At 40.6% G+C, this 26,772-nt stretch carries 33 protein-coding genes, 1 tRNA gene and 3 pseudogenes; 21 read left to right on the top strand and 16 right to left on the bottom strand.

The genetic code is table 11. From position 1 onward, the window contains the following. Positions 1–23: 23 nt before the first annotated feature. Positions 24–96 (top strand) — tRNA-Val (locus ACWJJ5_RS08435). 61 nt (positions 97–157) lie between these two features. On the opposite strand, the gene ACWJJ5_RS08430 is transcribed toward ACWJJ5_RS08435, so the two are convergent. Continuing rightward, positions 158–403, bottom strand: coding sequence for a tyrosine-type recombinase/integrase (locus tag ACWJJ5_RS08430; RefSeq protein ID WP_238785794.1), 246 nt, complete (start codon positions 401–403; stop codon positions 158–160). Between ACWJJ5_RS08430 and ACWJJ5_RS08425 the strand changes: the two are divergent. Beyond that, positions 396–680 (top strand): annotated as a pseudogene (locus tag ACWJJ5_RS08425) (DinB/UmuC family translesion DNA polymerase); the annotation flags it as partial. The gene ACWJJ5_RS08430 and the pseudogene ACWJJ5_RS08425 sit on opposite strands and share 8 nt — an antisense overlap. A 76-nt stretch (positions 681–756) precedes the next feature. Here ACWJJ5_RS08425 and ACWJJ5_RS08420 read toward each other — a convergent pair. From ACWJJ5_RS08420 to ACWJJ5_RS08405, 4 genes are all read right to left on the bottom strand, one after another. Beyond that, positions 757–1,023 carry a YgiT-type zinc finger protein gene (locus tag ACWJJ5_RS08420; protein ID WP_160182572.1) on the bottom strand — a complete coding sequence of 89 codons (267 nt, stop codon included), beginning with the start codon at positions 1,021–1,023 and terminating at the stop codon, positions 757–759. 40 nt (positions 1,024–1,063) lie between these two features. Beyond that, complete coding sequence (locus ACWJJ5_RS08415; protein WP_160182573.1) at positions 1,064–1,651, bottom strand: hypothetical protein; 588 nt, start codon at positions 1,649–1,651, stop codon at positions 1,064–1,066. Positions 1,652–1,875: 224 nt separating this feature from the next. Further along, a complete protein-coding gene (locus tag ACWJJ5_RS08410; protein WP_224759933.1) occupies positions 1,876–2,076 on the bottom strand; it encodes a hypothetical protein in 201 nt (66 codons plus the stop codon). A 329-nt stretch (positions 2,077–2,405) separates the two neighbouring features. After that, entirely contained in the window at positions 2,406–2,573 is a 168-nt protein-coding gene (locus ACWJJ5_RS08405; protein ID WP_160182574.1) for a phage holin, read from the bottom strand. Positions 2,574–2,721: 148 nt separating this feature from the next. Between ACWJJ5_RS08405 and ACWJJ5_RS08400 the strand changes: the two genes are divergently transcribed. From ACWJJ5_RS08400 to ACWJJ5_RS08360, 9 genes and pseudogenes are all read left to right on the top strand, one after another. Next, on the top strand, positions 2,722–2,928 hold the full coding sequence (locus tag ACWJJ5_RS08400) for a hypothetical protein (RefSeq protein ID WP_160182575.1): 207 nt from the start codon (positions 2,722–2,724) through the stop codon (positions 2,926–2,928). A 64-nt stretch (positions 2,929–2,992) separates the two neighbouring features. Beyond that, the gene (locus tag ACWJJ5_RS08395; protein WP_160182576.1) at positions 2,993–3,211 is read left to right on the top strand and encodes a hypothetical protein; all 219 of its coding nucleotides are present in this window, start codon (positions 2,993–2,995) and stop codon (positions 3,209–3,211) included. Between the two features lie 146 nt (positions 3,212–3,357). Beyond that, positions 3,358–4,185, top strand: a complete 828-nt coding sequence (locus ACWJJ5_RS08390; RefSeq protein ID WP_160182577.1) for a DUF3895 domain-containing protein — start codon at positions 3,358–3,360, stop codon at positions 4,183–4,185. 40 nt (positions 4,186–4,225) lie between these two features. Continuing rightward, complete coding sequence (locus ACWJJ5_RS08385; protein WP_191389662.1) at positions 4,226–4,396, top strand: hypothetical protein; 171 nt, start codon at positions 4,226–4,228, stop codon at positions 4,394–4,396. Between the two features lie 811 nt (positions 4,397–5,207). Beyond that, positions 5,208–5,351 (top strand): hypothetical protein, encoded by a 144-nt coding sequence (locus tag ACWJJ5_RS08380; RefSeq protein ID WP_160182578.1) that lies wholly within the window; start codon positions 5,208–5,210, stop codon positions 5,349–5,351. 94 nt (positions 5,352–5,445) lie between these two features. Then, positions 5,446–5,649, top strand: coding sequence for a helix-turn-helix domain-containing protein (locus ACWJJ5_RS08375; RefSeq protein WP_095272808.1), 204 nt, complete (start codon positions 5,446–5,448; stop codon positions 5,647–5,649). Positions 5,650–5,784: 135 nt separating this feature from the next. Then, positions 5,785–7,026: a hypothetical protein gene (locus ACWJJ5_RS08370; protein WP_454022342.1), complete on the top strand. Its 1,242-nt coding sequence runs from the start codon at positions 5,785–5,787 to the stop codon at positions 7,024–7,026. A gap of 41 nt (positions 7,027–7,067) precedes the next feature. Continuing rightward, positions 7,068–7,289, top strand: a complete 222-nt coding sequence (locus tag ACWJJ5_RS08365; RefSeq protein WP_165408919.1) for a hypothetical protein — start codon at positions 7,068–7,070, stop codon at positions 7,287–7,289. A 58-nt stretch (positions 7,290–7,347) separates the two neighbouring features. Continuing rightward, positions 7,348–7,715: pseudogene (locus tag ACWJJ5_RS08360) on the top strand (UPF0715 family protein). Positions 7,716–7,728: 13 nt separating this feature from the next. Here ACWJJ5_RS08360 and ACWJJ5_RS08355 read toward each other — a convergent pair. After that, positions 7,729–7,947: a hypothetical protein gene (locus ACWJJ5_RS08355; protein ID WP_160183194.1), complete on the bottom strand. Its 219-nt coding sequence runs from the start codon at positions 7,945–7,947 to the stop codon at positions 7,729–7,731. Positions 7,948–8,874: 927 nt separating this feature from the next. Here ACWJJ5_RS08355 and ACWJJ5_RS08350 point away from each other — a divergent pair. Further along, on the top strand, positions 8,875–9,237 hold the full coding sequence (locus ACWJJ5_RS08350) for a hypothetical protein (protein WP_454022341.1): 363 nt from the start codon (positions 8,875–8,877) through the stop codon (positions 9,235–9,237). A 1,085-nt stretch (positions 9,238–10,322) separates the two neighbouring features. Here the strand turns inward: ACWJJ5_RS08350 and ACWJJ5_RS08345 are convergent. Then, complete coding sequence (locus ACWJJ5_RS08345) at positions 10,323–10,514, bottom strand: hypothetical protein (protein WP_454022340.1); 192 nt, start codon at positions 10,512–10,514, stop codon at positions 10,323–10,325. A 98-nt stretch (positions 10,515–10,612) separates the two neighbouring features. On the opposite strand from ACWJJ5_RS08345, the gene ACWJJ5_RS08340 reads away from it, so the two are divergent. The 7 genes and pseudogenes from ACWJJ5_RS08340 to ACWJJ5_RS08310 all read left to right on the top strand — a co-directional run bounded on the left by ACWJJ5_RS08340 (position 10,613) and on the right by ACWJJ5_RS08310 (position 14,318). After that, positions 10,613–10,903 (top strand): flagellar type III secretion system protein FlhB, encoded by a 291-nt coding sequence (locus ACWJJ5_RS08340; protein WP_267542949.1) that lies wholly within the window; start codon positions 10,613–10,615, stop codon positions 10,901–10,903. A gap of 448 nt (positions 10,904–11,351) precedes the next feature. Further along, positions 11,352–11,483 (top strand): sigma factor-like helix-turn-helix DNA-binding protein, encoded by a 132-nt coding sequence (locus tag ACWJJ5_RS08335; protein WP_370530881.1) that lies wholly within the window; start codon positions 11,352–11,354, stop codon positions 11,481–11,483. Between the two features lie 124 nt (positions 11,484–11,607). Next, positions 11,608–11,829, top strand: coding sequence for a helix-turn-helix domain-containing protein (locus tag ACWJJ5_RS08330; RefSeq protein WP_454022339.1), 222 nt, complete (start codon positions 11,608–11,610; stop codon positions 11,827–11,829). Between the two features lie 171 nt (positions 11,830–12,000). Beyond that, entirely contained in the window at positions 12,001–12,198 is a 198-nt protein-coding gene (locus ACWJJ5_RS08325; RefSeq protein ID WP_454022338.1) for a DNA-binding protein, read from the top strand. Positions 12,199–12,620: 422 nt separating this feature from the next. Next, positions 12,621–12,884: pseudogene (locus ACWJJ5_RS08320) on the top strand (phage terminase small subunit); the annotation flags it as partial. 121 nt (positions 12,885–13,005) lie between these two features. Continuing rightward, positions 13,006–13,926 (top strand): class A beta-lactamase, encoded by a 921-nt coding sequence (gene bla / locus ACWJJ5_RS08315; RefSeq protein ID WP_154066718.1) that lies wholly within the window; start codon positions 13,006–13,008, stop codon positions 13,924–13,926. A 110-nt stretch (positions 13,927–14,036) separates the two neighbouring features. Further along, positions 14,037–14,318: a putative quinol monooxygenase gene (locus tag ACWJJ5_RS08310; protein ID WP_077722075.1), complete on the top strand. Its 282-nt coding sequence runs from the start codon at positions 14,037–14,039 to the stop codon at positions 14,316–14,318. 99 nt (positions 14,319–14,417) lie between these two features. On the opposite strand, the gene ACWJJ5_RS08305 is transcribed toward ACWJJ5_RS08310, so the two are convergent. From ACWJJ5_RS08305 to lacG, 9 genes are all read right to left on the bottom strand, one after another. Next, a complete protein-coding gene (locus tag ACWJJ5_RS08305; protein WP_454022337.1) occupies positions 14,418–15,830 on the bottom strand; it encodes an MDR family MFS transporter in 1,413 nt (470 codons plus the stop codon). A 132-nt stretch (positions 15,831–15,962) separates the two neighbouring features. Further along, positions 15,963–16,436, bottom strand: a complete 474-nt coding sequence (locus ACWJJ5_RS08300; RefSeq protein WP_146283625.1) for a MarR family transcriptional regulator — start codon at positions 16,434–16,436, stop codon at positions 15,963–15,965. Positions 16,437–16,721: 285 nt separating this feature from the next. Continuing rightward, positions 16,722–17,834, bottom strand: a complete 1,113-nt coding sequence (locus tag ACWJJ5_RS08295) for a glycoside hydrolase family 53 protein (protein WP_327968420.1) — start codon at positions 17,832–17,834, stop codon at positions 16,722–16,724. A 51-nt stretch (positions 17,835–17,885) separates the two neighbouring features. After that, on the bottom strand, positions 17,886–19,385 hold the full coding sequence (gene galT / locus ACWJJ5_RS08290) for a UDP-glucose--hexose-1-phosphate uridylyltransferase (protein ID WP_077722079.1): 1,500 nt from the start codon (positions 19,383–19,385) through the stop codon (positions 17,886–17,888). A gap of 1 nt (position 19,386) precedes the next feature. Continuing rightward, complete coding sequence (galE, locus tag ACWJJ5_RS08285; RefSeq protein WP_173612660.1) at positions 19,387–20,379, bottom strand: UDP-glucose 4-epimerase GalE; 993 nt, start codon at positions 20,377–20,379, stop codon at positions 19,387–19,389. A gap of 3 nt (positions 20,380–20,382) precedes the next feature. Then, entirely contained in the window at positions 20,383–21,552 is a 1,170-nt protein-coding gene (locus ACWJJ5_RS08280) for a galactokinase (protein WP_326243595.1), read from the bottom strand. 15 nt (positions 21,553–21,567) lie between these two features. After that, positions 21,568–23,265: a PTS lactose transporter subunit IIBC gene (locus ACWJJ5_RS08275; RefSeq protein ID WP_327968411.1), complete on the bottom strand. Its 1,698-nt coding sequence runs from the start codon at positions 23,263–23,265 to the stop codon at positions 21,568–21,570. A gap of 11 nt (positions 23,266–23,276) precedes the next feature. Beyond that, a complete protein-coding gene (locus tag ACWJJ5_RS08270) occupies positions 23,277–23,591 on the bottom strand; it encodes a PTS lactose/cellobiose transporter subunit IIA (protein ID WP_063636834.1) in 315 nt (104 codons plus the stop codon). A gap of 62 nt (positions 23,592–23,653) precedes the next feature. Next, the gene (gene lacG, locus ACWJJ5_RS08265) at positions 23,654–25,054 is read right to left on the bottom strand and encodes a 6-phospho-beta-galactosidase (protein WP_454022336.1); all 1,401 of its coding nucleotides are present in this window, start codon (positions 25,052–25,054) and stop codon (positions 23,654–23,656) included. 252 nt (positions 25,055–25,306) lie between these two features. Between lacG and ACWJJ5_RS08260 the strand changes: the two genes are divergently transcribed. Next, the gene (locus ACWJJ5_RS08260) at positions 25,307–26,068 is read left to right on the top strand and encodes a DeoR/GlpR family DNA-binding transcription regulator (RefSeq protein ID WP_003154937.1); all 762 of its coding nucleotides are present in this window, start codon (positions 25,307–25,309) and stop codon (positions 26,066–26,068) included. A gap of 17 nt (positions 26,069–26,085) precedes the next feature. Then, a complete protein-coding gene (locus tag ACWJJ5_RS08255) occupies positions 26,086–26,769 on the top strand; it encodes an HAD family hydrolase (RefSeq protein WP_070081657.1) in 684 nt (227 codons plus the stop codon). The last annotated feature ends 3 nt before the right edge of the window (positions 26,770–26,772 follow it).

Genomic DNA, 26,772 nt, shown 5'->3' with positions numbered 1-26,772 from the left:
ACCCAGCAACACATACATATCATGATTCCGTAGCTCAGCTGGGAGAGCGCTACCTTGACAGGGTAGAGGTCGCTGGTTCGAGCCCAGTCGGAATCATCAAGGGTTTCAACGTGTTGGACACTTACTCGTGTCACACTGGAGTCACAAAAAAGAGGAGTCACAATTTAATGTGATTCCTCTTTTTTTGTTTGCCTTGTAAGATGCCACTGATAAATGTGGAAGCGTCCTTTTGCATGTTTGGCATTAAATGCGAGTAGGTGTTAAGTGTAACTTGGATATCCTTATGCCCTAACCTTTCTTGAACGACTTTAGGATGAAACTTTGTTAACAGTAGGGATGCGTGAGAGTGTCTAAGGTTGTGGAGTGGGATATCAGGTAAATCAAGCTGCTTTAAAAATATCAAAATGGATATTTATCGATATTGCTTGATGCTTTTTAAGAAATTCTATATAGGCAAAAAGGTACGAAGTGTTTCAGTGACTTTATCCAATATTGAAGACGATGTGAATCAACAATTAAGTCTGTTTGAAAAGGATAATGAGAAGAGAAGAAAGCTTGGATTTGTTATGGACAGGATAAAAAATAAATACGGATCTAAAACGATCTTACGAGCTGTTTCATATACACCTGGGGGTACGGCGTTATACAGAGCAGGTTTGACAGGAGGATATAAGTCATAAAAAGGTAGTTATTAAATGAAAAAGCTACTCCTATAGGGAGTAGCGCTCAAAAATTACGCAATTATGTAGGGAAAATTTATTCAAATTCAATCTCAGTTAATCCTTTTTTTACTGCTTCTTTAGTTTTTTCAAAAAACTTTAATGAATCTGCTCCTCTGACGATTTCTTCATCACATTCTGAGCACTTATAGACTGGCACATTCTTCACCGTCACGAAGGTCTCACCAAAACGCCCAACTTTATTAAAGTAACCAAGAGGTGCTCTTTCACCACATTCACATAATTTTTCAGCAGGTCTAATACTACCACCAACTTTACTTGCTGATACAGTCAGTGTCGCCATATTTTCCCCTCCCCATTCGGGTCTTTACACAATGATACCATCATAAAATGGTTACTACAAGAACAGAGTCCTCAGAATCCTTGATTACAACAACCGATAATTTACCTTTATCCTTATTTCGTTTATACCCTAGAATTGTAAAAGTAAACGTTGGCTTGGTCTTTTTAGTTTTTGGATTAAATTTTAATTTAGCTTTCTCTACATCAAATGCTTCTTTCACAGCACTTTCTATTTCTTTTCTAATTTCATCATTGTCCTCATGGTACCAACCTCTATGTTTTAATAACCTTGGGTTGTTCATGTGATCAAATTCTACATGAGCACTAAGATCTATTAAACCTTCAGCAAAAGGGTTTTCAGACTCTCCTACTATATTCAAAATCTCGCCTAAGATAGCCTCTATTTGTTCATGAGTTAATGTTTTAATATCCACGCCTTTTTCTTCAACAGAGGAAGATGTTCTTTTTAACACTTCACTCTCCACTTGCTTGAATTGTTCTTCAGTAAGATTGATTATGTCTTCTGTTTCAATAACATAGCTAACCCCATCTTTAGTTTGAACTATTTGGGGCACGAACACGTCTTCAATGTATGCAAAATCAAACTCATCTGTTTTTTCAGTTGGCAAGAAACTCCCCCCTACAGGACATTAATTGCCTATAATTCTACATTATTCCTTATTAAATTACAATAAAAACAAGTTTTGTAGTCATTTTGAATTCGCACAAATAGATGGCAAACGTATGACAATATAAAATACCCTCCTCGTGGGAGAAGGGTACGTGATCAATTAGGCGTTGCTTTTAGTGGGCAAGCCACTCATCTAATGTTCCCGAAAACCTTGTTGAACAGCTAATTCATATGCTGATTTTCCATCTTTACCAGTAGAGCGGTAGCACCTTTAGCTCCGTTTGCACCAGTATTACCTTTTTTACCTTTTAGTGAAGCTAACCACTCCTCTACAGTTCCTGAAAAACCATTGTCCACAGCAATATCATAAGCAGACTTCCCAGTGACAATTGAGACATTAACCATTGGATTGAAGAAGCTCATTTATGCGCCCCAAAAAGTTATATGTTATTCCTGACTCAGAAATCTTGAAGCTTGTGATAGGTGAATCATCAGCGTCCATTTGAAAGCTTTGTCCAGCTCTTAAATAGATAGGATCGCCACCATTGATTGATACGTGGCATTCCTGATCATTTGTAAAGCTGAACTTATAGAAAGAATATTTAATCGTCCATGTCTCATGTGGAGAAGGGATTACTTCATGGTTAGATTCTGACTTCTCAAGCATTGGGCTCCCGATATATCCAGATCCTATTTGCATGATCAATAATCATTAATTAAAAATGAAAAAAAGGGGAGATAAACTCCCCAAGCTATTTTGGTTCTGTGTATTCCATTGCTTGATCACTATCTGAGATACCTGTAGTGGTTGAATCCACTACAATTCCCATGGCAGTTAGAAATGCCAACAGTGCATTAAATTTCTCAGTGAGATCATCACTAAACACAGAAATATCGTATCCAAAGCTCTGGTGTCTCAATCATAAAATAGGTCAGAAACCTGCAAAGAATTATGCAGATATTGAATGGGATTGGGAGAAAGTAAAATCTTCCTTTGCTGAGTCGAATGGTTGGCAAGTTTGGAAAGCTAAAGGTTAAAAATTTTAAACAGAATGGAGAGAATCGCCAATGGATGAATACAAAGTTAATAGATTAAATGGGTATCTCATCTTAAGTGGCGGTCTTCCTATAATAGATATCACTGCTGAATATTATGTGGTTGCCTGTGCTAATTTTTTTGGAGACCGACCTATAATCTCAAGAAGTGATGGTAAAAGTTTTGAAGGGGAAACTCGTTGGGGCGTTGATCTTCACAACTTAATACCTTTAAATTAGATAAAACCAACAATTTCACAGGGACTTGTTAGCCGATACTAAAGCGAAGAGGGGAGAGAGCTCAATGAATTTTAAAGTTGATGACAAAGTAAAGTCAATTAACAAGACTGCTGGACACTGTGATTTTGATAATAGTGCTACTCACTATAAGATGTTGGAAATAAAGCAAAACTTTTTATATGTAATCGGAGTCAATGAAGAAGAATCTAGGAATGTAATAGGAAATTTATTATTGGTGTGGGGTGTATTCAGGTGCATCGATGGATATATACAAGTGTTCTGACATAAAATAAAACGCAGTTTAATCTAACATGATCAAACTGTATAATAAAGGGAACAGACGATAAATGACTATAACAGATTAGGACATACTGCTTTCAGCAACTTTTGTACATATCAATCGAAAATTATATGGAGGGATGAGAGAACTTGTTTAAAGAAACTTCATTTCTTAATGATGAGCAGAAACAGTATTTAGTGGACTTTGTTAAAACAAAAAAGGTTGAAGCATTTAATAGGGTTCAGAAGGAAAAAACTTATGTATCCGCAGGACTTGAAAATGCTTCAAGTGAGAATATGCAATTGAAAGAGGAATGGGTCTTAATTGACTACATCGACAACGGTTATGTAAACAAAAACACACCATGTGAGTGTGGAAGACCCCTAAGATATCAATACATCGTAAAAAACAAAAATGGTGGAGAAATCAAAAGGTTGGGAATAAGTCATTTTGAAGAACATATCTCTTTAAAGAAACATGTTTTCAAACAAATAAAAGATGAATTTGATCTAATAGAAAAAGAAATAACAGAAATATTAGAAAGAACAAAAATGAAGTGGTCAATTGAATATGAGATTAATATTCCTAATGATTTTGAATTCAATACAACAGACAATATTAAGAAACAATTAGATATGGGTCTAGCCTTATCGGCTAGACAGGTTAATTTTTTAAGAAAAGAAGTTAATCAAAAGATCATCTCGGCAAACAAGACAGTTAATTTAAATACACGTGAAGTATCAAACAATATCTTGTTAAATAATGAGCAGTCAAAAATAACTTCAACAGTTTCCTCTCTAAATGATTTTCAAAAAGAAATGATACGAAAGTTATATAATAGTGGTGTTAAAAATCCAGAGACTATCTGTGATTTTTTAATTAAAAACAAGGTGGCCCCAGCGTATCGGTATTCTACAGGGAAACTGAAAATATTCCCATGTGTTTGTATGTTTCTTGAAACTATCGAAGGCAACTAATCAAGAAAACACTCAAATTTAAAAAATGGAGGATGATTTTATGTCTATGAGCGTAAAGCAATTAATTGATTCATTGCAAACCATGTTGGAGAAAGGTGGAATAAAGGAGGATACAACTGTGCTACTCAATACATATGACGACTGTATGTACGAAGTAGCATGTGTTGAGCCACTGGGAGAGTTTGTACAAATTGAAGCTGAGATTAAATAAAACATTATTTTAGGGAGGTTTAATCAATTGAATGCCATGGAAGATCAAATAAACGACTGTTTTGTAGATGCTTATAGAAGAGTGCCAAGTAATTCTGAAATACAAACTATTTGCTAAGATTTTGTCTGAAGAAATTAAATCTCTTGCTGAAGATTGGGGTTGGCATGATACAGAGGTTGGGGATAGATTGTTTGGTTACATAAAGAAATTGAAAGCTGAGGAGGTTATAAAGTGAACACAAAAGAACTTAGGGATTTTATGATTGATGTTAGTGAAAATGGAATAGGGGAGTTAGCCAAAAGAATGTTTTTAGAAGAGTAGACAAAACGAGTGAAGACGATTTAGTTATCACAAGTGCCATAGCTAAAAAAGCGTTTGTAGATGCTTTTGATATAGAGTATGAGAGACTTTTATAATGACTGACGCAGACAACAAATAAGACGGGCTTTATAATAAAAACACCATTTCATATTAACTATTTCTCTCCTCTTCATTTTTAATGTTGTATAATTTGGAAGGAGGGGGAATGAATAAGAAAAAGTTGGGTTTGAGTATTGCAACAGTCTTTTTAACCTGGTGTTTGAGCAGGCGGAGCTGTTTCGGCCAAAATTACCAAAGATGAACATAGGGTCAACTTTAAAATGACAGAGAATGAAACGGGCTTTTTTTATGGCTGATGACACCTATCTCGAATATTGGCCAACTAAATTGGGATACAGGTTCACCATCTACAATGCTGAAGGGTGCACATTGAATTTTAAACTGCAGAGAATAACACTGGCAGAGTGAAAAGAATTTCACGGGTAATCAATTGAACCTGAGCTCAACAGATAAGGTGGATGGAGACGCAAACAGAAACCATTACTTAAGTATCACTAAAGGAGCCGGCTACGGTGACGTCCGGATTAAAGGCTTTTATGGATTCGAACATGATGAGCCGGATGAAGATTGGTAAGCTTTAAAACATAGTCAAGGTATATCCTTGACCTTTTTTATGTATATGATGATAATTTAAAGTGATCATACATAATGAATGTGGGGTAGTTAAATTGATTAAATCAAATTTAAAGCCGATAATAGACGAAAGGAATATCAGTATTCGAAAGCTGTCCAATGATATTGACCATGGTTTTAACACAGTTAGGAAGCTTTATCATGATGAAATGGAGCGGTATCCAAGGGATCTGCTTGATAAAGTCTGTACATATTTAGACATTGAGCTGCATGAGCTGTTGATTTACAAAAAAGATTAAAAAGATATCGAACACTTAAAGTGATCGTTATATGCTAAATTTACAACAAAAGTAAATTACTACAAATTTTCTAGGTGTACATAAAATCATTCTTTTATATAGAATCCATGTTGTTTAGGGAAACGGAGGGTGGATATGGGGCAAAGTAGTGACTCTATGTATGATGCAATTTATATGAAAAATGGAAAAGCAAAGCCGATAGATCCAAAGGAAGCATTAATCAAAAGAGATATTAAGAAAGAGATAGGTTATACACTTTATTGCAAAAACTATTTCAAATCTAAATGCCATGCAAAGCTAAAGGTAGTCAATCGTAAAGAGGGATTTTTCTCTCTATTACCAGGAGAAGAACATGCTTTGGATTGCGGATATAGCACACCATATATACCCTTAAGAGAAAGAATAAAAGGGAAATCTAGAGAAGAGAAAACTGTCATAAAAATTGATAACAGCGATATCTTTTCACCTATAAAACAAGGAGTATCGAATTTCGGTAGTGATGAGAAAAAGAATCACAATTACCGAAGTGGTCTGAAAAATACTCTTAGGAAACCTACTGTAGGAATAAATGTAGAGTACATAAGGTTTGTGACTGATTTCGTTGAATTTTTAAACTGCAGTAACCGTGAAGTAATCAATTATGTAAAGAGTCAATTGAAAGCAAATAATCAATATTACTCTATTGATGACTATAACAAAGCTTGGACTGATATGGCTTCTGGGAATACTTTTTTAGTTGAAGGGTTCCTTGATATTCGAGATATTGGTACCCTAGAAAATAAGGGATATGTTTATTTGTATCCAACTGCAAATAAACAAAAAGATACTAAGCGTATAATGCTAGTTCAACGAGGTAATGGGAAATCTGGCTTCGAGAGGACATTAAAGTTTCTTTTAAATTGGATTAAGGATAGAAATAAAGAAAGTCGAAAAATGGCTATTGTAAAGGGTTCTTTCTTAGGTAATTATAAAGACAGTAACATTATTAGAGTATTAGTGAAAGATATAGACATTAAATATAGAATTTACGAATATGAACCGAAAACAAGTAACATAAAAAATGATCCATCAAAAATAATTGTAAGAAATGATAATAAGACATTTGACAATAAAAAGAGTAAGGCAACGTTTGTGGTTGAAAATAAAGAAAATGATAATAAAGATAATATGAAAAATGAAACATATGAAATCTCAAATACTCCTGTCGATTTGCAACCAAAGAAAACAGGGGGATGGAAGGATCAAGAAGGCATTTTATTTGAAAGCTATGAAAAAGAGCAAAAGGAACAACCGTTAAGCAAAGAATCCAAAAGTGAATTGAAAGGGAAACAAGACAACATATTTAAAAAAATTCTCAGCCTTTTTAAAAAAAGATGAATGACAAACTACGATCTTAAAGGGCAGTAGGTGGGACAATAATGTTAAAAATGATTACTGGTTGGTATAAATATTACGATGATAATGACCCTAAGTTGAATCATATTGAAGACGGCTGGTCAAAGGACGAGTACCCACAACCAATTAAACCATCATTTGCAAACCAAGAGGCTTGGAGAAAGAGCGAGTGGGATAGAAAATATGTATATCTTGATGAAAAATCTAGAGTAATAGATGCTGCTAAAGCTATTTGGCTTAAGTAAAGTTCTTCAAAGTTATAGGTTTTTCTAAGACGGGAGGATAAACTTGCTATCTAATAAAATGGTAAACAGTTATGTTTATACTCTGATAATCTCTAGTTTGTCATATGGCCTAATCTTTGGTCTGTATATGTTGTTTACTCTGGCTTTATGGCAATCGCATTAGTCACTATTGGCATCATAGGATTTTATGCTTTAATCACTTACTTGGTGTTTGCTGTCTCTTTGGTGTGGCTAAGAAGAAGGCCTAGAAAATTCAATTTGAACAATTTTTTAATTTATATTGCAGTAGCCTTTTTAGCTGTGTTTTTGTTCTGATTTTTTGATTATCCCCCAAACGTTCTTACCGTATTCAGAAGCCTTGAGTACTACATTATGAGTATTGTAGCCGCGTTAATTTTTTGGTTCTGGGATTCAATATTCCTATAATTAAAACATTAAATTAAATCATGATTTTCACCCCGTTTACAACGAGTAAGAAAGCTGCTGTTCCAAACAGTAAATATCCAGACAGTTTTTGTTTGCTTAATATCGCTTTAACTCCGACTAATGATAAAAGGGCTGCAACAAATAATCGCGCAACAATCAACAATAATTCATTTTGATTAAACAGTGAATATGCGCGTATTGGCGTGTCATCATACAAGGCCTTTTTGGCCAGTGCGTTTTGTAGTTATTCCAAAAAACACATCTCTTTTTTAATAACTTAGGAAGAAGACGACCTTGCTCGAGTTGCTGGGTGTGAATAAAAAGGTGCGGAGAACAAAAGAAAATGGTTCTTGCAGGGTACTTACAAAATCGAAGAATCTGAATTAAGCAAGTACTTTATGATTCTTCTCCATAGCTCTGAAGTACGTTAATTTGAAACATCTAACCCTTAGTTTTATTCTTTTCCTTTTTAATTAAATATTTGTATATTAACATGGCGGCAAAATCATCACCTCTTCAATCCATCTTTGCATCTCTAATTCAGTTGTTACCTTATCCGTGCTTAAATATTTCAAACTAGAAAAAGTATATCTGCAGACACTATTGAGATGCAGACATTTGGAGTTCAATAAAAATATCGGCTACTTACTAAATAACCCCCTCACCATTAACTGTGAAGGGGTCTATTTTTATTTATCTTATTAATTTGAAACATGCGTTGACCAGCAATTCATATTCAGAAAGATCAATTGTTTTTAGATTCACCGTTCTTTTTGCTATCGGCGATCTTTTTGTCGACTAAATCACTTTGTTCATGTTGAATCGGTTGTTAGAACATTATGTGATGCACCTCCTTTAAAAAGCATACACACATATGAGAGGGCTGAAATTTACCCATATGAATTGGGTATGGATGCCCAAACGGCTTTCCGCATGGAACCAACATGGGCAACTGGTCAACAGCTTTAGAAACTTCATCCTAACAGGGAAGTGCGGCAAGCATTGGGAATATAAAGGAATATAGGCTTATAGCTATGAAGGATGTATGAAAATCCGTCAGATGGCGGTGTCGTGACAGTTCGAATGCGGGGGTATGGAACTTCCCATTCATCCGGAGTTATGTCAGGGGACGAAAAGACTTTTTTGAGGAGGAAACGGAATGATTGAATTTACACGGTCATCACCTATGAAGAAAACATGCACGATGCACCCGGAAAAGGAATCTGTCAGATCGGTTTCGTTTACTGATTTTAACGGCAATTCTGTAACAGTAACACTTTGTCAAATGTGTCTGGCTGAATTAAAAATGAAAGCCGCGACTGAATACAGGAGCATGACCGAGGAGCGGGCCAAACAGAATCGTTTCAAGATTGGTGATCATGTGTATTTAGAGCATTTGGGAGTAGTCAGCGAGATAAAAAATATGGAAGGCGTTCAAGTGGCAAACAGGACAGACGCAGACGGAGTCCGGAAGGCTACCCCTAAGGAAATCGCAGAATACAAAAAACAGGGGAAGCAATGACGGTGAAAAAACGATTCAGTCAATCATTTATCAGTTGTGTTACTTATGGGAGCGGCGGCCGTTGCGCCGCCTGCTTCCGCTGCATGAGACAAGTAAAAAGGTGCGGGTATACACGGATGCAACAACCTATTCCTATCGAGCAACCTCTGTCGATTGGAAAGCAGAAAAAACAACGGCCAGCCGTATTTATTACACAGCAATGCTTGTTAGATCGGATAATTACAGCAATTCGGGTGCACAGTGGGGCAACTTCACAATAGCAACCCCGTTGAAAAGGTTCAGCCTTTCAGAGTTGAAGCGGGCGCATACAGGGTAATCGTCAATTTATACTCGGATGCAATGAACAGAATTATGCCGGCTCGGCCGGTTGAGCGAAGATATATAATAGGGGGATTCAATGATGCTGGGAATAGTTTTTATGCTGACGGGGTTAGGATTCTGGTTTTATCCCCAGTACGAATATAGGCCGGACATGAAAGCGAACAACACGTTAATGGTGCAATCATTGCATTCACGATCGCGGCGCTTTATCAAAATATTGATAAGTATATAGAGAAAAAGCGTTGAATATTACAATGTTAATCAAGGACAATCAAAGTAAAAAGCAGGCCTGATGGCCTGCTAATTAAAAGTGATATTTTTTTGTGTATGAATCAGGGAATTTAGCTCCCACTGATTGTCCACCAATGCTTACGCCCAATAAAAAGGACCCTTTTATGTGAATCTTAACTCCTCTATTTTTATCGTAAAAAGAGTAGTTAGACATTGACTGATGCCAAGAAGATGGGAAGCTTGAAGAGTCAGACTTGATAGATGTCACTTTTTTGAATTTTTTTGATTTTCCTGACCCCGTGTATGTATATTTGAAGTCGATCCACATACTATATGGCAACCAAAATGAATATGCCCATCTTAAACTTTCTGAATTAGTCCAACGTATTCTTTTTGTTCCTGTCTTTGTAGCAGATGCAGCTAAGAATGTAATGCTAGCTGGAGTTGTGCTATCATTGTATTCTTGAACGTTTTGCTTCTTATTTTTAGAAGCTTTTTCAAAATCAGCAACAGCTTTCTTAAATTCTTCTACATTATCGAATTTGATAGTAGGTGTACCTTTGTAAGTTATAAACTAGCTCCACACTATCTGTTTGTTTATCAAACTTTTGAAGTTCTTGTTTGATTGTTTTTTGATCTTTTTGGACTGCTGTTGTAGCTTTAGTATTAAATGGAGTAAATATTAAAGCTGTACAGAGTGCGACTAAAACTGCGACTTTTTTCATGTTGAAGACTCCTTTGTATAATAATGTAACGTATGATGTAATAACATGTAAAACTATGGAAGTCTATATTTTTTTGAAAAAAAGGAGAAGTTATGAAGTTGTCAAGAAAAAAAGTATATTCTCTTTTAAGTATTATCACAGTTGTTATCTTGTCTCTTATTCCTGGATTAGGTCTATTTTCTGATAATGAATTTTCCAAGCCTCATTATTTATTTGGCTATCCAGCTAGATGGTTTGGTTATTCTGGTGATTTTCTTTTTAGTTTTCAAGTATTTAATTTGTTGTTCAATTTTGCTCTTTTCTATTTTGTTTTTGCCATATTAGATAAACTGCGTAAAGTTCTATGGGAAAATCTATTAGACATTAAAAATAGACTCTCAAACAGGTGATATAAAATACCTGTGCTAGACGAAAAGCCTGCGGACACTGAACTTACAGCATTAGCGCTGTTTGTTCGGTGTCCGTTTTTGTTTGAACGGATGGATGACATGAAGCAGGAAAAGAAAAATCCCAATAAAAACACGCAGGAGCGATCTGAACGCCCGAGGCAAGGGTGGCTCATTTAAGCGCAAATAAGGGGACGAATTAGAATGCAAGATTTAATCATTGAATACAAACGAGCTTTAAGAGAAACTGCAGAACGGAAGACAGCTCGGCGCATGCCGAGGCGCTGACAGAAGAGACCAAAGGAAGATTCTTGCTAATCCGCGCTTAATTGATGCGCTGCCGGAAGAATACGCAATCGTTCAAGAAGCTGAGGGAGAGGTAAGTGATTGGGATAAGGAAAGAATCGCTGACGCCCTTTCTGTCCTCACAGAAAGTGAAAAGACGCATGCTGTGCAAAACATGTCATTCGAAGAGATAGCGCAGTTATTAGGGGTTAAAAAAGGAACTATGCAGAAGAATATTGAGCGTTCCCGCATGAAAATGAAAAATAGAGCAGATCACAGCCTATTCTGTTTAGCATGAATAAGTTGTTTATTTATTGAAATATAAGAAAAGTTTGCAAAAAATCCTTTAAAGACTACTATTGTTATAGGTATAATGGTATTGTTTGTTGTTACAAATTAGGGGATTCAAAGAGGATGATATTATGTACAATCTTAAAGAACGCGATGCAATTAAACGGTTCTTAAATGAGGAAACCGTTAATACAAGCGAAGCAATTGAAATATTGGGCTTCACTCGTCAATACCTAAACCAGTTAGTTAAAAGCGGGGAATTAGAGCCGATGAAAGAAAAGCCTCGGGACAGGCTTTTTCTGAAAGAGGATATTTGGATTTTCAAAAACATAGAAGGAAATGAGCGAATATGAAAAAATTAATCGACGGTTCAACGGTCTTATTCTTTATTCTGTTTGTTATATTGTTCACTAATTTTAATTATGGTCATCTCAGTACTCTCGATATTATTACTATGATTTTGGCAATGATCTGGTTGGTATTGACTATAATTAATATAGCTCTAAAATGGAGAAACCTCCGAAATGGCTAAATTTATTTTTGAGAGTATAGAAGAGCTGAGAGATTTTATGGATAAAGAAGTCATATCGACATCTGAGGCCATTGAGATAATCGGATGCAGCCAACAGAACCTAAAGCACTGGTTGATTAAAACTACAAACAGAGATCGCCTATTCTTGAGAAGATATTTAGATATTGAAGGTTACCAAAAGAAACGTTAGATTGGCCCAATCTTGCACCCCTAAAGGGTGTTTTTTTTCATGATTTCACTGTTCGTGTTCCATCGTAGTACGATAAATTCTCAGACGGTTCATAAGTTAAATAACCCAAAACGTAAAATTATAAAAGATGGATTAGAAATTATTGAAATCACATTTAGAAATCTTTATGAATCACAAAAATATGACATTGTCTTTAAAGATGTAACACATAACTAGAAAAAAGACACAATGAACTCTATTCGATATAAATCATATCAAATGCAAAAGCATCCTGGGGGGTGCTTTTTTATGTTCTCTGTAAACTGATTCCGGTAAATCTCAGAAAAACAATTGGCGGTTAACGGTCTGAGTGCGGCGGCGGTTTAGAGGGAATATCTTTTCAAAAACAAACACGAATCAGAAGGGGGCGGCGGTGGATGTAGATGGCTGAAAAGCACATACAGGAGGATAAGGATTACGTCAAAGGCATGAAATACAAGGGCCTTGCCGAAAAGTAAGGGGTGACAGTGAACATCATTAAATCGTAAAAACAGCGGCATGGTTCGGAAAGGAAAAAGGGTGCACACAAAAATAGGCGGGCAACCCGGCAGTAAAAACGTATTAGGAAACAGCGGCGGGGCGGCTCCGGCAAGAAATCAAACTCAAACTCTGTATCACATGGGTTCTTCTCGAAATATCTGCCGGAAATTAAAATTTCAGCTGATTTCCTAACTGTCACGGAAAACATCTCACAGGAAATATATTGACTTTCATCCTGTTTGTAATGTTAATTAGAAGATGTATACAAAAACATTATAATGAGGAGGTCTGGATGTGAAAAATAAAACGAGAATACAAGTTGGACTATGCATTGGACTTTTATGTTTAAGCTTTACCGGTTTCAATCCTTTATTCGGCTCAGCGCATGCTGAAGCGAAGTCTATAGAAAACACAAAAATGACAAGCTGTATAACGAATCAAAAATTTGTTCAGCTTGAGAAAAAATTTGATGCCAGGCTTGGGGTTTATGCGATTGATACGGGGTCAAACCAGACAATCGCCTATCGGCCGAATGAGCGGTTTGCTTACGCATCAACCTATAAAGTTCTGGCTGCAGCTGCTGTTCTGAAGAAAAGCTCAAATGAAAAACTTAATGCCATCATCCGCTACAGTAAAGACGATTTAGTTACATATTCTCCAATCACAGAAAAACACCTGGATACAGGCATGAGCCTGAAAGAAATCTCAGAAGCCGCTGTCCGTTACAGCGATAATACTGCCGGGAACCTATTGCTGCAGCAGCTTGGCGGCCCTAAAGGTTTCGAAAAATCACTGAAACAGATCGGGGATCATGTAACGAAAGCGGATCGATTCGAGACGGATCTAAACTCTGCGATTCCCGGGGATCGTCGTGACACAAGCACAGCAAAGGCACTGGCAACTGATCTTAAAGCGTTCACTTTAGGTAACACTCTCACGACTGACAAGCGCACGATCTTAACGGATTGGATGCGGGGCAACGCTACCGGCGACGAACTGATTCGGGCAGGCGCTCCTGCAGGATGGGAAGTCGGCGATAAATCCGGAGCCGGAAGTTACGGGACGCGAAACGACATTGCGATCGTGTGGCCGCCTGACAGAGCTCCAATCGTTTTGGCAATCCTGTCAAACCGATTTACGGAAGATGCCGATTATCATAATGCTCTTATCGCTGAGGCTGCAAAAGTCGCTCTTAATGATCTTAAATAAACATTGCCGTTCATTTTTTATGGACGGTTTTTTATATGTTGAGAATGCGGTATGCCGGTTTCGATGTTATAATGTAAAGCCATAAAATGATGGGAAGAGGGGGAGTTTCGATGCATTACATAACGGCATGCTTAAAAATCATCAGTGATAAAGACCTTAATGAAATAATGAAGGAATTCAAAAAACTTGAGGAAGAAACGAACAAAGAAGAAGGCTGTATTCAGTTCCATGCTCATCCGCTTGAACCATCAGAACGCAAAATTATGCTTTGGGAGATTTGGGAAAACGAAGAAGCTGTTAAAGTCCATTTTACGAAAAAACACACAAAAGACGTTCAAAAACAAGAATTAACGGAAGTAGAATGGTTAATGAAAAGCAATGTGAGTGAGTAAAAGGCTTTGTCTGTTGTTGGCCGACTCTGCCGGTAACAATCATCAGTTTCATTCATTAAAACCCTTGCTGCGCAAGGGTTTTTTTCTTTGAAAAGTTCTTTATATCGCAGTCTTTTTATGGGTAAGGAACAGACTTGGAATGAAGATGGCCGCAAGGATGATGACGGATACTAAGAATCCGGCATGGTAGCCTTTTAAACTGTTCGGAATCGTTGGCTGCAATCCTTGTATGACAGTTGCGGTAACGGTTGCGATCACAGCTGACCCAAAGCTGGAACCGAGGTTTTCAATCATATGAATACCGACACCTGCTTCCGGAAGCTGTTTGCTGTCAAGACCTGTATAAGCGTCACTCATTAATGGGAGCATAATTCCTCCAAAACTGGTGCCGCGGATAAATAATACGACGGAAATCCAAATCATACTTGTGTTATCGGTGATAAAAATAAGCGGGATAGATCCGATCAGCGAAAGAACAAGACTGACCGTAACCACGTATTTCGCACCGATCTTATCAATCATTTTTCCGATCAGCGGACGAGTCACGAGCATTCCGACTCCTTGAGGGATTAAAGCGAGTGCTGCTCCGACTGCCGTGAACTGACGAATGTTTTGAAAAAACAGCGGAAGGATTAACATCGGCCCCATGATGGCAATATTCGCTAAGAACAACCCAATTGAAGAAGCTAAGAAGCTCTTGTTTGCAAACAAATTCATAGGCAGCACGGTTTGGTTTTTCTTGATCAGATTATATACAAGATAAATGACTGCTGAAACAAGACCGATGCCCGCCCATAAAATGGTGTCGCTATTGTTAAATGATGCATGATCCGTCGCTTTCGTAATACCGTACATCATTGCCGCGCTCATTAATGATAAATTGATAATCCCGAAAATATCGAGTTTACGATCTTTGTTGAATGGTTCAAAGTCTGGAATGGTTTTCATCATAAGCGGTGCGGCAATCAAAGTGATGAACACGTTGATGTAAAAAATCCAATGCCATGAAGCGCCTTGGACGATGAAGCCTCCGATGACAGGTCCTAAGATCGGGCCGAAGATCATAGGGGTGCTGACAATTGCCATCACTTTTCCCAGGTTTTCCGGACCTGCCGTTTTAACCAAGAGTGTTGACATAAGCGGAGTGATAATGCCGGCGCTGAATCCTTGAAGCAAACGGAAGAAGATGAAGCTGGAAACGTCACGGCTCATTCCCGCAAAAACAGAAATGACACCAAAGGCGATGACTGAGCCGATGAAGATTTTCTTACCGTTATATTTATTCATAAGCCAGCCGGATACGGGTACTGCAATTGCAAGTGCTAACATATAGCCTGTAACGGACCACTGAATGGTATCCAATGTTGTGTTGAAGTCTTTGGTCAGTTTGGCGATGGCGATGTTTACCATCGTAGAGTCAAGCATTGGAGCAATTGCTCCCAGTGCAATAGCCCAGGCGGCTGTGAGAACTTCTTTTGGCAGCCGAAGTTCCTTTCTTTTATGTGTTGACATATTATTCTCCTCTCAAAATTGCTGTATTTGTTTCCTTGTCAACAAAATAATAGAGCGATTTTGTTTCTTTGTCAACAATAAGAGGGATATAAAAAGGCAGCCCGTTTTCATGGAGCGGGGCTGCCTATGGTTTTATTCCGATTTGATGTCTGCACCAAGTTTCTTTATTTCTGAATCCAAATGCCTGCTGTATGTTTCCACGAAGCTCAGCATTGTGTCAAATTGTTCATCAGTTACTTGTTCAAACACGATTTTGTCCCGTTCTTGAAACTCTTTGTGCAATTCCTCGTGAATTTTATAAATGACTTTTCCTTGCTCGGTAAGCCTGAAATAGATTTCTTTCTTGTTAAGCGGCTTCTGATAGCTTTCGATAAGGCCTTTATTGATAAGCTTCTTCGTTAATTTACTTATAGCGCCTCTTGTCATATAAAGGGACTCCGCAAGTTTTGTCACATTGGCGTCTTCAATTTTTTCGATGAATTCGATGCAATGCACTTCAGAAGGTTTATGCCCCTTGAGGCTTTCTTCCATCTTCAGCCTATTCAGCCACACCATCTTGTTAAAAAAGTCCCTGAAATCCGTGAGGAGCTGTTCTTTTTTGTTCATGGCCCGTCCTCCTGCTCGGTGGTGCTTACACAATATTATAAAATGTTTGTTTCTTTTTCAACAATCGTAAAGTTATTATTTAGGAACTGAGAGATAGTGCGCAGAAATAAGAAGGAGGGGGAACAGAAGAAGTTTTTTATTTAAAAAGCGGTTTTTTAACCGAAACGTGGTTTTTCGGGTATGTTTCTTTCCGTATTCGTTACTTGCTCTTTTTCATAACAGGCCAACTCTGCAGCCTTACAAAAAAGCAGGCTGCGAAAAGAGCCTGCTTTAGAATTGCATCAATCATTTTCCTGTTGCGGCGTCATGAAAAGCGTCAATTGCGGTTGTGTATTTCAAGACGTTTTTAGACACTTTGGCGGTTGCGCCTAATGGATACGCGTCTGACAGAACGCTGGAGTGAGCTTCGGGTTCCCAGTAAAATACGCCGGTTCCTTTGCCGTTCGGAACGGCTTTCACCAGTTTTATGGTGTCTTTTATGGTCCAGTAGGAATCTTTCGGATTATTTTCATCTCCGCCCAGTTCAACCACCATGACTTCCTTGTTATAGCGTGAGGCGATATCATTCAAATTAGATGATAAATGGCCGGTGAGCTCCCAGTACGGCTTACCTTCCCAATAGGGATAGAACGAAACGCCGATGATATCGGTTTTTCCTCCGTTTTTAAAGAATTGATCAAACCACCATCTGAATAGGCTGTTGTCCGTGCCGTGTGCCAAATGGCTGATTACCTTGGTGGCCGGGCTGACGGATTTCACGGCGTCATAGCCTTTGTTCAGTAAGCCGGTCAATTTGCTGAAATCGCTCGTGCTGCCGTCGGGCAGTAAAATTCCTGAATTCATTTCATTTCCTACTTGCACCCAATCAGGGGAGATGCCGTGATTTTTAAGTTCTTTCATGACATCGTACGTATGGTTATACACGGCTGCCTGCAGCTGGCTGTTTGAATAGCCGGTCCATTGGTTCGGCTTGATCTGGTGGCCGGGATCAGCGAACACGTCACTGTAATGGAAGTCAACCATTACTTTCATTCCTAACGCTTTTGCCCTTTTGGCCCCCGCAAGTACGCCCGCTTTGTCACTATAGCCGAGCATGGTCCATGTTGTGCCGTCTTTCAGCCAATAATAGCTGCTTGGCGGATTCACAAACACTCTCAGTCTCACGGCATTTATTCCGTGATCTTTAAGAATCTGCAAGGCATCTTTCTGTTTCCCGCCGTCAACCAGCCAGCGCACACCTTCATCCTCCATTTGTTTCAGCCATCCTATATCAGCGCCATAGGCAAACGGGGCATCCGCTTTTGCTTTAGGAGACTTCTCAAGAAATGTAAAAGCGGTGAAAATGAGAGAAAGACAGATTGCGTTTACAAATACACGTTTCAATCGGTTTTTGAACATCACAATACCTCCTGATAAAAAAGATTGTTGATTGATTTCACTCTGAATGTTTCAGCTGTCATTCTCCAATAACGTCGTGAAACGCTGAAACGCCTGAATTCCTTCGGGTGTCATTTTAAAAACGCCTGCATCGGTCAGCGCGCGTAAAAATACATTCGCGGTTTCTTTTTGTAAAACAGCGGCTGCATTTTCCGGTGTCACGTCTTTATCCGCTTTGATGTTTTCAGCCCACGGAAGATGAATGTCTTTGATGTCATGAGGTTCATTCAGTAAATACTTTTTCACTTCTGCCAGCTCATCTTTCAGGCGGGGAGGTAAAACGGCGAGCCCCATCACTTCAATCAGACCGATATTTTCTTTTTTGATGTGATGGACATCCTGATGCGGGTGAAAAATGCCATCCGGATAATCTTCTGAGGTGCGGTTGTTTCTGAGAGCGAGATCAATTTCAAAATCCGTTCCCCTGCGTCTGGCAATCGGGGTGACGGTATTATGGGGTTCATTTGTCTTCGCGATGATGCTGACGGTTTCGTCTGAATATTCCCGCCACTTTTCAAAAACATACGCAGCGGCATCTGTCAGCAAATCCGGATCTTTTGCGCGAAGGCGGATCACTGATACCGGCCACTTCACGGTTTCGGCCTGAACGTCTGGAAAATGACGCATATGAAAAGGGTAGAGGGAACCCGCTTTTGCCATCGGAAACTCATGGGCGCCGCCTTGATAATGATCGTGAGAAAGAATGGAACCTCCTACGATCGGCAAGTCTGCGTTTGATCCCGCGAAATAATGCGGGAAAATTTCCGTAATGGCCAGAAGCCTTCTGAAGCTGTCGCGGCTGATGTTCATCGGCTTGTGCACGCTTGAAAGAAAGATGGCATGCTCGCTGTAATACGCATAAGGAGAGTATTGAAACCCCCACTGTTCTCCCGCTAAGTCAAGCCTGATGATGCGGTGGTTTGAACGGGCGGGGTGATGCGGTGTTCCGGCATACCCCTCGTTTTCCATACAGAGCAGGCATTTCGGATACCGGTTTTCCGGACTGTTTTTTACCGCGGCGATGTCTTTGGGGTCTTTTTCGGGCTTTGATAGATTAATGGTGATGTCCAATTCCCCAAAAGGTGTTATTGAGCGGTACACGATATTTTTTCGAATGGCCCGCGTCTTAATATAGTCGTTGTTTTGGCTCAGTCGGTAAAAATAATCTGTTGCTTTTTTCGGGCAATCTGATAACAATTCGCTGAAGGCGGCATTGATCAGAGAAGGGGCCGGTGTGATCACGTCCATGATTCTGCTTCCCAGCATGTCTCTTTCAGCCGGCGTATCGTTTATGATTGACCGTTTTACCGCGTCTTTCACCATTTCGTCCACATAGTGAAGCCTGTTTTGTTTCTTGATACGTTTCGGTTCTGCATAATCCGTCAGTCCGAGCAGATCGAGAAGTCTGTTTCTTGTATAAATCACATCTGTTCCATTTATGTCGCCTAAGACAGTGCTTTCTTTCAGAAACCCTGCCACTGATTCAAAAACGTCAATGACCGCCGCCTCCATTTCATTTGTCCTTGTATCCGTTAGGATGATGCCGATGCCAATTCCATGCTGACGCAATGATTTCCGATATGTCCGTTTGTTTCGGATTCCAGCCGAGAATGTTCCGCGCTTTATCGCTGGAAGCGATGAGGGCGCTTGGATCACCGGGTCTTCTTGCGGCCGCTCTTACTTTTATGTCTCTTTCGGTCACTTGCCGGGCCGCTTCCGCCATTTCTGATACGGAAAACCCGCTGCTTGATCCTAAATTGAAAATGCCGCTGTCTCCGCCGTTTTGCAAATATTCCAGAGCGAGAATATGGGCATCGATTAAATCGGAAACATGAACATAATCGCGGATGCACGTGCCGTCTTTTGTATCATAGTCAGTGCCGAATATCAAAACCTCCTCGCGCTGACCGAGCGCGGTTTGTAAAAGGATAGGGATAAGGTGGGTTTCCGGATGATGATCTTCTCCGATGGAACCGTCCGTTTTCGCGCCGGCAACGTTAAAATACCGAAGCGAGACATATTTTATGCCGCAGGCGGTATCGCACCACTTCAGCATTTTTTCTGCCATGAGTTTTGATTCGCCGTATGCGCTTTCCGGCTTTTCCGGCATGTCTTCTGTGATGGGCACTTTTTCAGGTTCGCCGTAAACAGCGGCGGATGAAGAAAACACAATGTGTTTCACCCCGAATTCCTGCATGACCTCCAGCGTAATTTGCGTACCGTACACATTATTATTGAAATATGAAAGAGGGTCTTTCATTGATTCGCCGACAAGGGATTGAGCGGCAAAATGAAGAACGCCTGTTACGTTCTCCTTCGCAAACACAGAGCGAAGAAACGGTTTGTCACGGATATCTCCATGGTAAAAAACGACTTTTTCATGAACGGCTTTCCGGTGGCCTGTCTGGAGATTATCCACAGCTATCGTTTTAAATCCTTTGTTTACTAATTGATCAACCGCATGAGAACCGATATAGCCGGCTCCGCCGAGAACGAGAATCGCCATGGTTTATTTTTCCCTCCATTCAGCCGCGCCATCGCTTATATCCGCGATGTAGAAAGAAGCTTCAAGACCTGTCCTGCTGCGGTAGTGAGATGAAACGGCCCGGATAAAGCCGGCGGTTTCTTCACTTTCCACAATGGCTATGGCGCAGCCGCCGAACCCCGCGCCCGTCATCCGCGCTCCGAGTGCTCCTTCTTTCCAGGCTGCTTCAGCCAGCGCGTCTAATTCGTCACCGGTCACTTCGTAGTCATCACGTAAAGAACGGTGCGACGCATTCATCAGCTCCCCGAACGTTTTCAAATCATTCGATTTGAGAGCTTCCGCCGCTGAGAGGGTCCGCTCGTTTTCATTGACCGCGTGCCGGGCTCTTTTACGCAAAGTTTCACGGGAGAGAAGAGGTTCGAGTTCGTTGAATTCTTCTCCCGTCAATTCCGCAAGTGATGCGATATTCCGATATTGCCGCAGTTCCGTGAGAGCCGCGTCGCATTCGCTGCGGCGTTCATTATACTTTGAAGCCGCCAGCTCCCGGCGTTTGTTCGTATTCATAATGACGATTTTATATCCGTTAAAAGCAGCCGGAATCATTTCGTGCTCAAGCTTATCGCAGTTTAAAAGAATGGCCATGTTCTTTTTGCCTTTTTGCACTGCGAATTGATCCATAATCCCTGAATTCACGCCGATAAATTCATTTTCGACTCTTTTTCCGATAAGCGCCAGTTCAGTATCGGAAACATCCAGGCTGAATAACTTTCTTAAAATGGAACCGGTTAACATTTCAATGGAAGCAGAGGAGCTTAAACCGGCTCCGTTTGGAATCGTACCGTGAAAAAGAATATCCATTCCGCTGTCTATTTGGCCGCCGGCTTCAAGAAGATAATGGATCATCCCCTTCGGATAATTGGCCCAGCCGTCTTCTTTTTTGTATGCTGTGGCGGAAAGATCAAGGCAGACAATGCCGCTGTCAGGAAAGTTTTCTGAGTATAACCGGATCTGGTGATCTTCGCGTTTTGCGCATACGGCATATGTTCCGATCGTAATCGCGCAGGGAAGAACGTGGCCGCCTATATAATCCGTATGTTCCCCGATCAGGTTGATCCGGCCGGGTGCGAAAAACAGTTCTCCGTTACTTCTCTTGAAAATGTCTTCGAATCTTGATTTCAAAAGTTTGGCATCCATGATAAACCTCCGATTCTATTTTGAGGTATGCTCCAGTATGAACTGAATGGCTTTTTGTGAATTTCTGGTGAGGCTGATATATTCCGCTCCTTTCGTTGCGATGAGTTTCACTTGCAGGCGATCCGCATCTTCTTTAATGTCATCGTAATAAGAGCCGACCTGCGGAGCCAAAATGATCATATCGAAGTCTTTCATGATGTCGTAATGGGAACCGTAGGCGCCTGCTGAGGCGGTAATCGGCACGTTGTATTCTTCGGCTCCTTCTGTCAGTGCGTTCGCAAGCATGGCGCTCGTTCCCGCTCCGGCGCACAGCACTAGCACATTGGTGCCGTGTTCCAAGGCGGATGAGGATTCCTGAAAATTTGTGCTGATGACGGAGGACGCGTCTTCTGAGGCGCCGGCCATGGCGGGCTGTAATGTTTGCAGCGCGGTTTCAGGCTCGGTGTGTTGGGCTTCTTCCGCCGCTAATACTTTGTCATAAGCTTTACAGAATGGCAGGTATATCAGGAAATCGACAATGATTAATACAGCCGTCAGAACAAAAGCCGAGAGCCCCATGCCGGTTCCGAGAATCAAGCCGGCGGGCGCCGGGGTGGCCCACGGAAGAACATACATAAAACTGTTCATTCCGATGACATCCACGAAAAATTTAAACAAACAGACATTCACCATCGGCGTTACAACAAACGGAATGAAAAAATAAGGATTTAAAATGATCGGCGCAGCAAAGAGAAGAGGTTCGTTTACTGCGAAAGACACCGGAACTGCGGATGCTTTTCCGACTGCTTTCAATTGCTTGGATTTCGCGAAAAGCAGAAAGATAAACGGAACAACAAGGGTTGCGCCGGTTCCTCCCATTGTGCCGACGAAGTTCCCGAGTCCGACGGTCAGCACGTTGGACGCCTGCTCGCCGGCATTATGAAGCTGCAGGTTCGCCTCCACATTTGCGTAAATAATAGCTGCGATGGCCGGCTCTACAATAGAAGGCCCGTGAACGCCGACAAACCAGAACAGCGCCATCATTCCCCAAATGACACAAATCCCGAGATAACCGTCTGCGGCGGTAAAAAACGGCGATAAGAGAGAGGAGAGAGCCTCCGCAAAAGATACGTTCAGCGTATTCCTGATCAATAAATCAACGATCACCATGGCCAAAACGGAAAAAGCGAACGGAAAAACATCTTTAAATGTTTGTGAAATGGTACCCGGCACTTCTTTAGGCATTTTAATCGTAATATTTTTCAGCACGCAGAATCTGTAAACGTTCACCGTTATGAAAGCGGATACAAAAGCAGCTAAAAGACCTTTTGTGCCGAGATATTCCGTGGAGAATCCGCCGTCGATTTGAGTGACGCTTAAAATGAGAAACCCGACGACTGAAGCAAGCATCGCTGAAACGGGGTTGATCCCTTTGTTTTTCGGCATTTTTCGGTTCATTGATTCACTCAGGCACTTCGCACTTGTTGCCGCAACGATCAGGCCGAGGGCGCCCATTGAAAAGTTATAAACTTTCCAAAGCCATTCAGAAACACTTTTAGGCCAAGTGAAACCCAACACTTCCGGCACAGCGGCGGTGAGGATGAAAATGCTGGCGAATAAAATAACAGGCATGGCAGTTAAGAAGCCGTCGCGGATCGCGCCTAAATAAATGTTTCTTGAGATTTTTTCAAAAAACGGTTTTCCCTTTTCGATTTGCTTGATGATACCGTTCATTTTTCCACTCCTTATCGGCGGCTTCGGTAGAGTTCTATAAAATCCTGAATAAGATCACGGAGCAAAAGGGTTGTCATCAAGTGGTCCTGACCGTGAACGAAAATAAACCCTAATTCCATGTCCTTGCCGTCAGCTTCTTCAGCTAACATTTTCGTTTGCGCATTGTGGGCGAGGGTTAAATTTTCATCGGCGCTTTTCAATGCTGCTTCCGTGTTTTCGAAGTTTCCGCCACGGACTTCTTTCAGGACTTTCAATAAAGTGCTTCTGGCGTCGCCGGCATAGGCGACGATTTCAAAACCGAGCATCTGCAATTCTTCCTTTGTCATGAAAAAACCTCCTAAAGATGGCACACATGATGAAAAGATACTCTTTTCACCATGTATGATCGTTAAATGATTGTTTTTGTTTCACTTACAAGTTTGTACCAGTAGGCCGATTCTTTCGGATACCGTTTTTGGGTGTCGAAGTCGACGTAAAAAAGACCGTAACGTTTGTTGTAGCCGTTGGTCCATGAAAATAAATCCATTAAGGACCATAAGAAGTACCCCTTTACATTGACTCCGTCGGTAATCGCTTTACTGACGGCTTCTAAATATACTTTTAAATAGTCGATTCTTGCCTTATCCATAATGATGCCGTCTTCAAACTCATCTTTATAGCCCATGCCGTTTTCGGTAATGTAAATTTTGTTATATTGCGGATAGTCCCGTTTGATGCGCATCAGCATGTCATACATGCCTTCAGGATAAATGAGCCAATCCCAATCGGTCCGCTTCAGGCCTTCTTTGTAAATTCGTTCGCCGATTCCTTTTACTTTATAGACCGAAGTGCCCTTATCGCCTGTTCCGTTATGGTGAATAATGGTTTCTCCGTCGTACGCTTTGACGAAATGGCATTGATAATGATTGATGCCGAGATAATCATTGCGCGTCGAGGCTTTTTTCATCACGTCAAAGTCACTGTCTGAAAACTCGTATGAAGCGCCGTTTGCCTCACAGATTTCATCCAGAGCACGCATGGTTTCCTCAGAATAATAGCCAAGGTAGGTGGCATCGAGGAGGAATCTCACTGATAACGCGTCATCCAGAAAACAGGCGTGGCGGTCTTCTTCTGTGCCGCTGGCGGGATATTTTGTTTCCAATGAGTGGACGACCCCGATTTCTCCCGGATAACCGCCGTCTTTAAAAAGATTGACGGTCATCGCATGCGCTACCATCATGTGATGGAGGCATTGAATGACTTTTGTAATATCACTTTTAATAGATGGCGGGAAAACCCCGAGTAAATACTGGTTGGTGGCTGTGGGATAAATTTCGTTAAACGTGCTCCAATATCTGATTTCGCTGAATTCTTTAAAGCAAAACTCCGCATAGCTGACGAACGCTTCTATTGCAGCGCGGTTGAGGAAATCTCCCTGATCAAATAATCCTTTCGGTGTATCGAAATGATGCAGCGTGACAAAAGGGGTGACGTTGCGTTTATGGCACTCTGAGAAAATACGATGATAGTAGTCAACACCTTCCTGATTGATTTTGCCCGTGCCGTCAGGGAAAATTCTCGTCCAGGCTATAGAAAGGCGGATGCCGTTTATTCCGAATTTTTCACATAGTTTAATATCTTCCGGAAACTGGCGGTAAAAATCACTTGCCGGATCAGGGCTGAATCTTCCCTGTTTTTCAAGAAATTCATCCCAGGCCACAGGCCCTTTGCCGCCTTCTTTTGTGGCGCCTTCCGCTTGATATGCCGCAGTCGCTCCGCCGAAAATAAAGTCATGAGGTAATTTGAGCATTACTGAATCCTCCTTCGCCAATGTGTGAATTGTAGTTTGTTAATGTTTGTAATTGTTATCTTTTGTTTAATAGTAAACGCATACATTTTTGTTGTCAATAGCTTCATAAAGAAATAACATCTGTATTTATAGGGGTTATGTAAGTTTGTCGTTGTTTTTTATGTTGATTGTGTTGTTTATTAGTGTTTGTTTTTGTTGACCGGATTGCCGCAGTATGTTAGATTGTGTGTAAAGTTGAGGGGATGATTGAACATGTTAAAAAAAGAGCGACTTTTAAAAATCATCGATATCGTAAACTCGCGGGGGTTTATTACGGTGAGTGATATTATCGATGAACTGGAAGTTTCTGATATGACAGTGAGAAGAGATCTGGACGAGCTGGATAAGGCCGGAAAAATCGTACGTATTCACGGAGGCGCACAGAGCATATCTTATTCCATTGATCACGAATTATCGCATAATGAAAAACTCGGTGTTCAAATGGAGGAGAAGGGGAAGATCGCGGAACTCGCAGCTTCCTATGTAAATGACGGCGATACCGTTTTTTTAGGGCCCGGCACGACGATTGAACTTTTAGCGAAACACCTGCTGCATAAGCGAATCAGGATTATCACAAACAACTATCCCGTATTTGATATTTTGAAACATGGTGACACTGCGGATACCATCCTGATTGGCGGCGACTTCCGAAAAAATACCGGTGCCTTCGTCGGCCCCATCGTGAACGGCAATCTGCAGAAATTCAATTTTACGAAAGCTTTCATCAGCGCCAACGGCATACATAATGATGAGATTTCTTCTTACAGCATTGAAGAAGGGGAAGCTCACCAAATCGCGCTGAATAATTCGCGGACGAAATTTTTGCTGGCGGATAATAAAAAATTCAACCGGGAAGATTTTTACGTGTTCTATAACTTGCACGATATGGACTATCTGATTACGGATGATAAAGTCATGAAAGATGTTCAAATTCATTACGAGCAATATGTAGATGTCAAAATCGCAAAAAAATAAAAAAGGCGGGCGGTTCGATGAAAGGGGTTATTTTTGATTTCAACGGCACGATGTTTCAAGATTCGCATCTGCACGAAAAAGCATGGTTTTTCATGGTGAAAAAATACGCGCCGAAAACCATTTCTGATGAAGACATTTTCGTTAACATTCACGGGAGAACAAATAGTGAAATCCTGACGTATTTTATTTCCGGCGATTTAACAAATGAAGAAATCAAGAAGCTGTCTTTTGAAAAAGAAGCCTACTACAGAGAATTATGCCTTGAAAACAAAGACGAGTTAAAGCTGACGAAGGGACTGACCGGCGTATTGAACCATCTGAAAAAATCGGAAACGCCGATGACCATCGCCACGGCTACGGTAAAGGAAAATGTCGAGTTTTACTTTGACGTCTTTCATTTGGATCAGTGGTTTGATTTTGACAAAGTCACGTTTGATGACGGGAGCTTCCCCGGAAAACCGGCGCCGGATATTTTTCTCATCGCATCGGAAAAATTAGGCCTCAAACCTGAAGAATGCTTAGTCATTGAAGATGCCTTTTCAGGGCTCACAGCGGCGAAAAAAGCAGGTGCGGGCAAGATTATGGCCATTGACCCGCTCGGAAAAAACCGCGCGCTATTTGAAGAAAAACAGCTGGCGGGTGACGGGATACTGACAGATTTCACCTCGTTTTTTGAGGTGATTGCCGGACATTCTGTTTGAGAG

It is taken from the genome of Bacillus sp. JK74 (assembly GCF_053663395.1).
Note: the sequence above shows the minus strand (reverse complement) of the source record. Positions and strands in the feature narration are given on the sequence as shown.

Bases quoted from the DNA above. Each gene is read 5' to 3' on its own strand.
- ACWJJ5_RS08420 (WP_160182572.1), bottom strand. From the start codon at position 1,023: ATGGCGACACTGACTGTATCAGCAAGTAAAGTTGGTGGTAGTATTAGA.
- ACWJJ5_RS08410 (WP_224759933.1), bottom strand. From the start codon at position 2,076: ATGAGCTTCTTCAATCCAATGGTTAATGTCTCAATTGTCACTGGGAAG.
- ACWJJ5_RS08400 (WP_160182575.1), top strand. From the start codon at position 2,722: ATGGATGAATACAAAGTTAATAGATTAAATGGGTATCTCATCTTAAGT.
- ACWJJ5_RS08395 (WP_160182576.1), top strand. From the start codon at position 2,993: ATGAATTTTAAAGTTGATGACAAAGTAAAGTCAATTAACAAGACTGCT.
- ACWJJ5_RS08385 (WP_191389662.1), top strand. From the start codon at position 4,226: ATGTCTATGAGCGTAAAGCAATTAATTGATTCATTGCAAACCATGTTG.
- ACWJJ5_RS08370 (WP_454022342.1), top strand. From the start codon at position 5,785: ATGGGGCAAAGTAGTGACTCTATGTATGATGCAATTTATATGAAAAAT.
- ACWJJ5_RS08365 (WP_165408919.1), top strand. From the start codon at position 7,068: ATGTTAAAAATGATTACTGGTTGGTATAAATATTACGATGATAATGAC.
- ACWJJ5_RS08350 (WP_454022341.1), top strand. From the start codon at position 8,875: ATGATTGAATTTACACGGTCATCACCTATGAAGAAAACATGCACGATG.
- ACWJJ5_RS08345 (WP_454022340.1), bottom strand. From the start codon at position 10,514: ATGAAAAAAGTCGCAGTTTTAGTCGCACTCTGTACAGCTTTAATATTT.
- ACWJJ5_RS08330 (WP_454022339.1), top strand. From the start codon at position 11,608: ATGTACAATCTTAAAGAACGCGATGCAATTAAACGGTTCTTAAATGAG.
- ACWJJ5_RS08325 (WP_454022338.1), top strand. From the start codon at position 12,001: ATGGCTAAATTTATTTTTGAGAGTATAGAAGAGCTGAGAGATTTTATG.
- ACWJJ5_RS08310 (WP_077722075.1), top strand. From the start codon at position 14,037: ATGCATTACATAACGGCATGCTTAAAAATCATCAGTGATAAAGACCTT.
- ACWJJ5_RS08305 (WP_454022337.1), bottom strand. From the start codon at position 15,830: ATGTCAACACATAAAAGAAAGGAACTTCGGCTGCCAAAAGAAGTTCTC.
- ACWJJ5_RS08300 (WP_146283625.1), bottom strand. From the start codon at position 16,436: ATGAACAAAAAAGAACAGCTCCTCACGGATTTCAGGGACTTTTTTAAC.
- ACWJJ5_RS08295 (WP_327968420.1), bottom strand. From the start codon at position 17,834: ATGTTCAAAAACCGATTGAAACGTGTATTTGTAAACGCAATCTGTCTT.
- galT (WP_077722079.1), bottom strand. From the start codon at position 19,385: ATGGAGGCGGCGGTCATTGACGTTTTTGAATCAGTGGCAGGGTTTCTG.
- galE (WP_173612660.1), bottom strand. From the start codon at position 20,379: ATGGCGATTCTCGTTCTCGGCGGAGCCGGCTATATCGGTTCTCATGCG.
- ACWJJ5_RS08280 (WP_326243595.1), bottom strand. From the start codon at position 21,552: ATGGATGCCAAACTTTTGAAATCAAGATTCGAAGACATTTTCAAGAGA.
- ACWJJ5_RS08275 (WP_327968411.1), bottom strand. From the start codon at position 23,265: ATGAACGGTATCATCAAGCAAATCGAAAAGGGAAAACCGTTTTTTGAA.
- ACWJJ5_RS08270 (WP_063636834.1), bottom strand. From the start codon at position 23,591: ATGACAAAGGAAGAATTGCAGATGCTCGGTTTTGAAATCGTCGCCTAT.
- lacG (WP_454022336.1), bottom strand. From the start codon at position 25,054: ATGCTCAAATTACCTCATGACTTTATTTTCGGCGGAGCGACTGCGGCA.
- ACWJJ5_RS08260 (WP_003154937.1), top strand. From the start codon at position 25,307: ATGTTAAAAAAAGAGCGACTTTTAAAAATCATCGATATCGTAAACTCG.
- ACWJJ5_RS08255 (WP_070081657.1), top strand. From the start codon at position 26,086: ATGAAAGGGGTTATTTTTGATTTCAACGGCACGATGTTTCAAGATTCG.